The 10,052-nt window shown below is 57.1% G+C and carries 6 protein-coding genes; 4 read left to right on the forward strand and 2 right to left on the reverse strand.

Annotated elements, in window-relative coordinates; all coding sequences use genetic code 11:
- Positions 1–297 precede the first annotated feature (297 nt).
- Positions 298–1,428 (forward strand): FRG domain-containing protein, encoded by a 1,131-nt coding sequence (locus NE850_RS39095; RefSeq protein ID WP_310700399.1) that lies wholly within the window; start codon positions 298–300, stop codon positions 1,426–1,428.
- A 1,012-nt stretch (positions 1,429–2,440) separates the two neighbouring features.
- Here the strand turns inward: NE850_RS39095 and NE850_RS39100 are convergent.
- Positions 2,441–4,645 carry a multicopper oxidase domain-containing protein gene (locus NE850_RS39100; RefSeq protein ID WP_310700400.1) on the reverse strand — a complete coding sequence of 735 codons (2,205 nt, stop codon included), beginning with the start codon at positions 4,643–4,645 and terminating at the stop codon, positions 2,441–2,443.
- Between the two features lie 233 nt (positions 4,646–4,878).
- Here NE850_RS39100 and NE850_RS39105 point away from each other — a divergent pair, with 233 nt between their 5' ends.
- The 3 genes from NE850_RS39105 to NE850_RS39115 all read left to right on the forward strand — a co-directional run bounded on the left by NE850_RS39105 (position 4,879) and on the right by NE850_RS39115 (position 9,137).
- A complete protein-coding gene (locus tag NE850_RS39105) occupies positions 4,879–6,111 on the forward strand; it encodes a PAS domain-containing protein (protein ID WP_310700401.1) in 1,233 nt (410 codons plus the stop codon).
- 835 nt (positions 6,112–6,946) lie between these two features.
- Complete coding sequence (locus tag NE850_RS39110) at positions 6,947–7,426, forward strand: ASCH domain-containing protein (RefSeq protein WP_310700402.1); 480 nt, start codon at positions 6,947–6,949, stop codon at positions 7,424–7,426.
- A gap of 298 nt (positions 7,427–7,724) precedes the next feature.
- A complete protein-coding gene (locus NE850_RS39115) occupies positions 7,725–9,137 on the forward strand; it encodes a DUF1254 domain-containing protein (protein WP_310700403.1) in 1,413 nt (470 codons plus the stop codon).
- Positions 9,138–9,357: 220 nt separating this feature from the next.
- On the opposite strand, the gene NE850_RS39120 is transcribed toward NE850_RS39115, so the two are convergent.
- On the reverse strand, positions 9,358–10,052 hold a 695-nt coding region (locus NE850_RS39120; RefSeq protein WP_310700404.1), incomplete at its 5' end, for a DUF1214 domain-containing protein.

Raw genomic sequence — 10,052 nt, forward strand, 5'->3', positions numbered from 1 at the left:
CCGCGATGAACCAGTTCGCGATCCTCTACGAGGATCGCTTCACCAGGATTCATTTGTAGAATGCAATTGACGACCTGCCAGACGGCAGGCTTTTATCTGCCTTGCACACAAAAATTCAGACACTCCCGGTTTGCAAGCGGCCGTTCACGAACGCCTACCTGCCGTTCGCAAGACGCTCGCCAATCGAAGACAAATGACGGTCACGTAGCCGTATCAACCATTGCTGAACTGGCGAGCAGGTCGCTTCGAGCGTGAGTGCCATTAGAATCGATGTGCCGACACTAAGCGGAAAGAAAAATGAACGGACAATGGCTGGGTACCAAGTACGCTACTGCGCACGGTAACGACGCTAATCTCGTCGTCAATCTGGATCGCGTCGGCGAAACCTACGAAGGGCTAATATTCAATTGGCCGATCAATCCACCATACGTTTGTAGCGCCATTCCTATTCGCGTTGCGGCGCACGAGAACCCGTTTGCTACCGAAGCAGTGTTGCTGACCTATACAGGGCAGGTGGATGTTCCATTTCCGTTTATCGACAGCAGCCTGTATCTATCGCAGGTCACAAAGACACCGCAGTCAGCGGCGCGTCGAGTGTACATCGAGGGCGACTGGCACCACGATCGCATGCGCCTCTCGTACACGACAGACTTGGGAGATATCGGCCACGCTGTCGTGCATCGAATGGGCGCGGACCAAGCGAGCACTCTCAAGGCTCGCGTCCTTAGTTGGCAGAACATCAAGGATGAGTTCTTCAGGATGCCCTATCGCAAGCACATTTTCAGGGGACAATCCGATTCACGCTGGCCACTACGATCCCTTTTCCACAGGGAAGGGCGAGCAGAGCTCTACCGCTATACGCAGCAAGATGTGACGATGATGTATCGAAGACTAAGCGGGGCACTATCTCAGCCATTAGACATAGTCTCAAACGATGGCCGTGGCGCATTTCTCCACTTGCTACAGCACCACGGCTACCCTACGCCGCTTTTGGACTGGTCCTTTTCCCCGTTCGTCGCCGCCTTTTTTGCCTTCAGGCGGCACGGGCGCGTTGCCGGAGCAGGCAAGGAACGCCACGTGAGAATCTACAAATTCGACCATGAAGCGTGGACAGGCACTATCGAATCAATTCCGATGCTGGCAACTCCGCGGAACAATCTCTCGTTTCTCGAATTTCAGACTCAGAACAATCCGCGCGCTATTCCGCAACAAGCATTGTCAAGCGTCACCAGTGTTGACGACGTGGAGGGCTACGTCGCGCTTTGTGAGCAGCGATTCAACCGCTCATTCCTTGAGGCGTTCGACGTACCGGTATCTGAAGCATCGGAGGCGCTGTCCGACTTACGCCTGATGGGTATTACAGCGGGGGCGCTCTTCCCAGGCATCGATGGCGCCTGTGAGGAAATTCGGTCATTGCGCTTTCCGTAGCCCGCCTTTGCCAATATAGGTCTCAACGGTGGACGGACCACGTCCGGCTGATTACCGCCGACTTTGGGACATTCGCAGCCCGCTGCCGGGCGGCCCATGTGGGTCGCCTGGCGTCGATCGAGATCAACGGAGGGCGCGCCGTCGATGCGTTTTGCATGAGTCGGTGCGCGGCCAGGAGGCGTCACTCGTCGCGGCTGCCGTTTGGACATTCGTGCGACGGCTTCGCCCCGTGAACGGCCGTTCGACCACCAATGATGCATATCACATTATCGGCCGCCGTGGCCACCGCAGGCCGATGACTGGCCGATCATTGCTTGGCCGTTGTGGATGGTAGCTTACGCGTTCAGTCACGAGTATCGTCGACCTTTTTGTGGACTATTCTCGCTCCCCATGGCAGTCATTTTGAACTGAACAAACGTGCGCGCAACAGAAGCTCTATCACAAAGCCTTCAGGAAAGCTTCTCGTGCAACCGTACAAGCCACCAGCGCCACATCGGTACCTGAATTGGAGGTCGGTGAGTCGTATCCGTCACACAGGTTGCGATCTCCACGTATTTTCCGGACACCATCCCGAATCTTGTCCTTGGAATTTCATCGCTGTTCCACTGGCATAACCAGCTGTTTGTGTCATGAACTGCGCAGAACGAAAGCTCACGTCGCATACCCGGATCGCCCATCGTCCAATACCACACGGAATGTTGGTCAACCGACACCTTGTACGTGAAAGGCGGGTACGTTTTATCCTTGCCGTAGCAGACACCGTTGACCGGTTCTCCGTCACAAGACAACATGTAGACCGTAACTTCATTTTCGAGCGGAGTACGAACGGATGTCGTGACGGCAATGAAGCAAAATACCGCCGCGACCAGCAAGCGATCCGATAGCCGTTTCACGCTCGCTGGGCGGCGACCAGGATGCGCGGCAACGACGCATGCAACCTTTATAGAACCGTGAACCCGGTAAGCGTGAGGCTTCAGACGTGCCGGTAGACCGGAGTGCATTCGATCCGCCTTCAATTCGTCACGCGATACGGCCGCATCATCTCGTTGTCCTCATGCGTGAGGACATGACAGTGCCACACGTAATATCCCTGCGTCGGGTCGAACTCGTACAGGTTCTGTCCTGCGTCGGACTGGTTGGCGGTGACAGGAACGCTCGAAGGGGTCCATCGCACGAGAATTCTGAGCACCTGTCCTGAATGTGCATCCGCCGTGTCCTTCCATCCCGACTCCCCAGCCGTTGGGAGAATGGTGGCGCCTTGCAGGTAGCCGCTGAAGGGAAGATTGCCGCCGAGCGCACCGTCCTTATTGGGTGTTGCGTAGTCGAGAGGAGGCCCATAGTCGGCGCAGTACGTGCCCGCGGTACATCCCGCCGGCAAAGGCGTTGGGCTGCTGCCTGGCGCACCGAATGCCTTGTTCCAGTCCGTCAGATATTGAGCCGTATTGAAGGCCTGACGATTGAGAACCTGGAATTGGGTCAAATGGAGGTGAACCGGATGGCTAGCCCCGGGCATCGTCGACAGATAAAGGATTTCCCACAGTTCTGTCGAACCCACACGCGGCAGTTCGCTGATGCCGTCGCTCGGGAAATCATGTGCGATGCTTGCCGACTCCAGACCGTTCCACGTGGTGTTATTGACATACTCCTTGATATCCGTGGGGACGGGGCCGCCAGACGTCTCGACGTGATCGTAAAGGACCATCTGCCTGACCCGATCGACTTTCACTCCGGATAGTACATTGCCGTTTCCATCGGTCAGGTGAACCAGCGGGTTTTTTCTGGCACAGAACCCGGATGCTGCGTCCGGATTGGCGGGATCGCAACTGGTATCAGGGGTCGATGTTGACGCAGCTACCCGGAATAGCATGATATCGGCCAGTTGAACATCCTGGCCGCGCTGCGAATTTGTCATTTTGACGTTCTGGCCGGCAAGGTTGGAAAAGTCGACGATGATATCGGCCCGCTCACCCGGCGAGACCGGTACCCCCGCAGAATTACCGTCCGAGGAAACCGCAACGGGAACGGGTTTGTCGAAATAATTGTCATCCGCCCCGACCAGGTAGACGGGCGCCTTGCCAAAGACGAACGTATATCCGCGATTCAGGCTGCCGTTCAGGATATGCAGGCGGTAGCGTCGCGGCTCGACATTCAGGAAAGGGAAGGCCGCCCCATTCACGACTGCGACATCGCCCTCGAATATTGGACTCCAGAATGGATGATTAAGGGAAGCCTGCTGAATTGGCATATAGAGCTGGCCATGTGTGTCGAACGTGTGATCCTGTACTGCCATTTCGATTTCGTGGGGACCGTCCGGATAGCCTTGGGGCTCCGTGCTGGGGTCCTTGAGAAAATAGAAACCCGCGAGACCCGCGTAGACGTTCAGACGCGTGACGCCCAGCGCATGATCATGGAACCACAGCGTGCCAGGCTCCTGCGAATTCGGATATTCATAGATCGCTATGCCAGGAGCAGGGCTGCCGATCGTGTGGAAATCTGCGCCTTTCAGCCCATTTGGCGTGAACCATGATTCCGGGTCGCCGTCGTAGGCGGCGGGAATTTCAGCACCGTGCAAATGAACGGCAGCTGGAACCGGACCGATGTAATTCTGCTTACACGCCGAACTGACACCGGCGCCCTGCATCGGCATCCCGCAGCCGCTCTTCAACGGATCGGCCCAGTGCACGGTCTGGTCGAATGGCAGTTCTCCTTGCACCAGTCCTGGGCCGCTGGGATTCGCTGGATCGAAGCTCGGCAGTTTGTTGACGTAGGTGGCCCGGGTAGCGGTGCCGCGCTGGGCCACGATGGTGACCGCCGGCCAGTGGGCCGGACCCAGCAATGCCCCTGTGTTGGTGTCGGTGGTCTGGTAGGTCCATACGCGTGTCGGGCCGAACGTGACACCCGCGCCGCATTTAGGGTAGGAACCTGGTGGCAGCACCTGCTGACTGGTCTCCGCCATGGTGACGGTCAGGTTGGGGTGAACCGCCGCATCCACGCGCGGTATCGAGCCTGCCGGTCCGAACACCGGCAGGCTGACCGCGAACTTCGTAAAGCACGTTCCGTCCAGTTTCGTCTGCCCAACGACAGTGGGAGTGCTATCAACGCCGCTATTGCAGCCATGCGCGAAAAAGATCGACGACAGGGCAGCAACAGCCAGGGCAATCATAGCTGGCCGAGACCTTATTGGCGGTTTGCGATGTTCTTCCGTCTCCTGGGACATGGGGCCTCTCCTTCACGCGCTACCTGCTTTGTTGTGGATGATTAACCGCTAAAGTTCGCTCTTTGGGTTTGATTTGCCGGGCCGTTCGCCGTCGCGCACTTCGGAAACCGTGCAATTTGCGGCACGGCCTTAACCGGGTGGGAATCGAATGAAGTGTGTAATATTGAGCGTACTTTGCCATCACCAGAAGTGGTGATGGTCACGCTGAATGGCCTCCACGCACGGAGCCTCCCTTGCAACGCAAAGAACTCCTGGAAGCTGTCGATCTGATCTATGCTGCCGCACTCGGCGAAGGTGCGAGCTGGCAGGATCTTGGTGACAAGCTGATGGCGCTTATGGATGCACAACGTGCGACGCTGTGGCTGGCGGATGAGGGCGGCACGCCGGGCAACCTTCTGATGCGTCACGATTCGTATGACGAAGAATACGCGTCCGGGTACGTTCTTCTTGATCCTTATCGCGCATCTGCGCGCGAGGTGAGCGTCGAGGAAACAATGCGTCGGCGGGGGGACGTCCGGCTCGGTCACGAGATTATTCCGGACGCCAGCTATGTCAAAAGCGAGTTTTACGACGAGTTCGGTCGCAAGAGCTCGCGACGCTACATGATCGGCGGCCTGCTCAGCGTGTCGAAGGTTATTCCGCTTGGGTTGCATCGGGATGTAGCATCGCGACCATTTGGTGAGGAGGACAAGCGCACTCTCGCCCAGTTGCTTCCGCATTTGCAGCGCGGGCTTCAGATGCGCGCCCGGTTAGCGCCCACAACATCCAGCCTTGGCGCCGGCGCGCTCGATGCACTTCCGATTGGCGTCATTGTCGTCGACAGGGAAATGCGGATCCTTTACAGCAACGCGGAAGCCGCAGCGTTGCTAAGTGATTCGCAGTCTGGACTGTCCTCGGCACGGCCGCGGCCCGGACCGGTCACAGGCGCATGCAGACTTTTCGCGCGTCATCCAGACGACGACGCGCAGCTTTGCCGCCTAGTGGGTGCCGCCTCTCGAGGAGGCGCTGGTGGTGGCATGCAAATCCACGCACGGCCAGGCGCGTTACCGGGCGATTCCGGCATGCTTTCGGCTTTGGTATGCCCGGCTCTGCGCCACCTGTCTTCGTCAACGCAGCCCAATATGGGCACAAGCGTCATCCACGGCGCGGCGACCGTGCTCACGCGCCATCTGCTTAGGCCGTCATCGCCACCCGTCAGGCTGCTCATCGATCTGTTCGGACTCACGCGCGCTGAAGCGGAAGTCGCGGTCGCCCTGGCGGGCGGCGTAACGGCTGAAGACGTCGCGAGTACCCGACGCGTATCGCTCGACACGGTACGAAGCCAGATTCGCACCGTTCTGAGAAAAACGGGTGCTTCCGGACTACGCGATTTCGAACGGATCATCGCATTGAGCTCGACAATGCATACGACGGGTTCGCTTTACGTTCGATGCCCCGAGAATGACAGCTTTCGAGCGCGGAGTTGACCTGTATGCAAATGGAGCCGCGCGAACTGCCTTTGATGAGCGCGGGCATTGTGGTATGGAAACTATCCTGATAGCACGTTGACGTTGCGTTTTCCGGGCATCTGAAGATCGCAGGACGGATCTATGGCGTGTTGTTGAGCCGGTGCATCTGGCAAGGTCAGAGATTCCAACCTGGGCGGGGGCTTCCGTCTATTTCGTTGACGACACTCCCAACAAAACCAACGGTCCGGCAATTCGAGACCGACTGCCGGGCCGGAATAAGTGGGGGCTGCTTGTTGCTTGAGCACGAGCGCCCCGTGCTAAGGCCATGGCTGTGGGCATACATTGCAAGTGCACCCGGAGAACCGGACTGCTTGAACAAGCGCTGATAAACGGTGCGCACTTCGCGTCGCTCATTGCGCGCTGGCGCCGTGTTGCGAAACACCGCGTTATGGGTCGCGGCCGATGGACGGCCCTTGCGTCGCGCCTTTCTGCACGCGATCCCCGTCAGGTATCGCTGTTCTAGCGCATTCGTAGCGCTTTTGAACAGCCTCGTCGGTAGGCAAGCGTTCTTCCGTCTGTCTCGTTAATGCAGTGAGGCACCGGCGAACCATCGCTAGAGGGCCTCGCGCGCGGATGTCCGTTAAGCATTGTGAGCAGCCGGTATCGTTGTGGCCACCCCACTGACGGCAGAGGGTCGATCCATGCTTTTCGCATAACCCAGCGATCAGCGATCGACCGGGCAGCGGACGGGGTCCGGCCATTTTGAGACATTCGACAACACCCCATCAATCGTCGACAATCACCGCGCGAGATTCCGATACCGATAAATGCAATCGAAAGGATACCGAAATAGATGGGCAAAAGTGTAGACGAGCTAGTCACCGACTTGGCCGAACAAGACATACATCTACCTAAAGGGTACGTTCGAGTTGGTGGATTTGGGGATTCGGAAGCACTTTCGGAGTCGCTGATCGCACTCATTTGTGCTGGCGTAAAACGTGGTACCTGCAGTCTGGCTTGGTCGTGGGACTTCGACGGTGAGTCAATTCCTGAGGCTGGAGACATTGAAATAGTGCTTGACTGGCATGGTCGACCGGCGCTCGTTTTACGAGTCACTGAAGTGCATATCGTGCCTTTCGATTGTGTCGGTGCTGAATTCGCGGTTAGCGAAGGAGAAGGCGATCTTTCACTAACGTATTGGCGGACGGAGCACTGGCGCTTCTTCACAGATGAGTGCAGCCGAATTGGTCGGGTGGCTGACAGTTCGATGCCTCTCATATGCGAGAGCTTCGAGGTCCTTTACACGCTTACGCCCATTCAGCGACGCGAATGACTGCTCACGGAGATACTGAACGTCCCTTCCGGGTCGCGCGCTGTCGATCGCGACCTCGCGAGATTCGCAATGCATGCAGTTTGCATAAGTCGATGACCGGCCAGGAAGCGACAGTTGGTACGTCAAAGTCAATGACGGGTTAGGGGTGGAGAGCGGCCGCCCGGCCTGACTCATCACCGCGACTACCCGGGCGTTTTGTGATATTAATGTTTGAAAGACTTCCAGCAAGGATTTGCATGACCTGCTTCGCGACGTATTGCGTTGCAGCAAGCTACTCGCGCGCCATCTGGAGAGTGCAATGCCAGGATCGATACGTGCCGTTCTGCTTCTGGTTGTAGAACTTGTCTGTTTCTCTTTCGCACCGATCGCCGCGATCGCTCAGCCGCTCTCCGCTGTCGAAGCGCGGGCGATAGCGAAGGACGCCTATATCTACGGTTTTCCTCTCGTCGACAGCTACCGTATTCAGTATTCTTATTTCATCGACAAGAGCAGCCCGGAGTTCAAGGCACCCTGGAACCAGATCAACAACACCGCACGGGTTTTTACACCGGACGATAAGGAAGTCCAGACGCCCAATTCCGATACGCCGTACTCACAACTCGGGCTCGATCTTCGTGCCGAGCCAATGGTCCTGAGTTTTCCTGCCGTCGAGAAAGGGCGATATTACTCGGCGCAATTCATAGATCTTTACACGTTCAACTTCGCATACGTAGGAAGCCGGGCGACCGGAAACGACGCGGCGAGCTATTTGGTCGTGGGTCCGCACTGGAAAGGTGACAAACCAAAAGGCATCAAGGCGGTGATCCACTCAGAAACCGAATTCGATCTTGTCGTATATCGAACGCAGCTCCTTAACCCGAACGATATCGACAACGTCAAGCGGATACAGTCGGGCTACAAGGTCCAGTCCTTGTCGCAGTTCCTGAACAAACCGGCACCGGCACCAGCACCCGCCATCGATTTCATCAAGCCACTCAGTGCCGACGACGAACGCACGTCACCGAAGTTCTTCGAGGAACTCAATTTCATTCTGCAGTTCTGTCCGACTCATCCGTCGGAGAAGGCACTGATGGCGCGCTTTGGGAAACTTGGCATCGGCGCGGGCAGAACGTTCGACGAGCAATCGTTGACGCCCGAGGTTCGTCAAGCGGTAGTGGACGGGATGGCCGATGCGTGGAAGATCTTCGCCGAGCACAAGGCCACCAAGCTGGATACCGGAATCCTTCAGAGCGGTGACGGCTTCGGCACACGCGCCTTCCTGAAAAACGACTATCTTGCGCGGATGTCGTCAGCGGTGCTCGGTATTTACGGCAATTCGAAACAGGAGGCCATGTATCCGCTTTACTTCGTCGACTCTGACAAACAGAAGCTCGACGGCTCCCACAGTTACACGCTTCACTTCGCTGCCAGTCAACTGCCTCCGGTCAACGCATTCTGGTCCCTGACGCTGTACGAATTGCCGTCGAGCCTGCTCTACACGAATGCATTGAACCGGTATCTGATCAATTCACCGATGCTGCCGGATCTGAAGCGCGATTCCGATGGCGGATTGACGCTCTATATCCAGCACGATTCACCGGGAGCGGAGAAGCAGGCGAACTGGCTGCCGGCACCGGGCGGCCCGTTCTTTTCAGTGTTGCGTCTGTATTGGCCAAAGCCCGCGGCGCTCGACGGGAAATGGAAAGCCCCGCCCATGACGAGAGTCCAGTAGACCACGGGGGTGCAAGGTCAGTAGCAGTATTCAGAGGTCGAACGCCCCCCTTTCCGTGGTCGTCTGCTTTGAGGGGCGCTTTAGACTTTCGCGCCCATCAAGCAAAGATCAGAGGTGGATCGAGCTGAGCCGGTCATCGTCGGGCCCAGTCCCTTAAATCGAATGGCCGTTTTAGGCTGATAACGCGACCGGCAATCCGAAATTCAATGCCCATGCCCTGTCACCTGACGGCGGCGATATCTTCCAGTTTCCAAGACTTGTCGAAAAACGCTGACGACGGGCTGTAAAAGCGGAAGATCGGAAACCAGCCTCTTCCAGGCACGGTTTTGATCCAGTTTGCTTTTTCCTTTGGTTCTTCAGGGCTGAACACGATGTCTATTGAACCGTCAGCATTCACGACCGGCTTGGTGTATTGACTCACGGAAGGGAATGGTTGCCCGTTTTGCAGTTCCGATCGGCTAAGGGAATCGTAGACGACGACCGACCAGAAATTGTTCGCTGGTATGCCGGGCAGAATATGCAGTTTGTAGCGCTTTGCTCCGTCGAGGAAGTTGCCATCCCCGTCCCGGTACGTCCAAAGATACTGTGACCCTTGGCCTACGTTCTTCTCCATCATTGACGGCGAATTGCCTGCCGCCATGTAATAGACATTATCGCGGGCATCGATTTGTGGGGCACCCTCCCTTGTGAATGTGTAGCTCATGCCTTCGGGAGATTGCTGCCACTTCCGGTCAGGGTAATAGAAGACGCCCGGCGACGCCGAAGCGTAGGTGTTGGCTCGCGCCATTTGGGGCGGCCCCCGTGAAAACCGGACACGAGGAACGCTTAAACTTTGAGGTAGTCTTACGCCTATGTTTAAGCCCAGCTCTAACGTGGAACCCATTGAAGTTTTGACCCAGCCCGAACAGCGCCGCA

The sequence above is a fragment of the Paraburkholderia sp. USG1 genome (assembly GCF_031570135.1).
Classification (GTDB): Bacteria; Pseudomonadota; Gammaproteobacteria; order Burkholderiales; family Burkholderiaceae; genus Paraburkholderia; species Paraburkholderia dioscoreae.

Coding starts and splice junctions, on each gene's coding strand:
- NE850_RS39095 (WP_310700399.1), top strand. CDS start 298: ATGAACGGACAATGGCTGGGTACCAAGTACGCTACTGCGCACGGTAAC.
- NE850_RS39100 (WP_310700400.1), bottom strand. CDS start 4,645: ATGTCCCAGGAGACGGAAGAACATCGCAAACCGCCAATAAGGTCTCGG.
- NE850_RS39110 (WP_310700402.1), top strand. CDS start 6,947: ATGGGCAAAAGTGTAGACGAGCTAGTCACCGACTTGGCCGAACAAGAC.
- NE850_RS39115 (WP_310700403.1), top strand. CDS start 7,725: ATGCCAGGATCGATACGTGCCGTTCTGCTTCTGGTTGTAGAACTTGTC.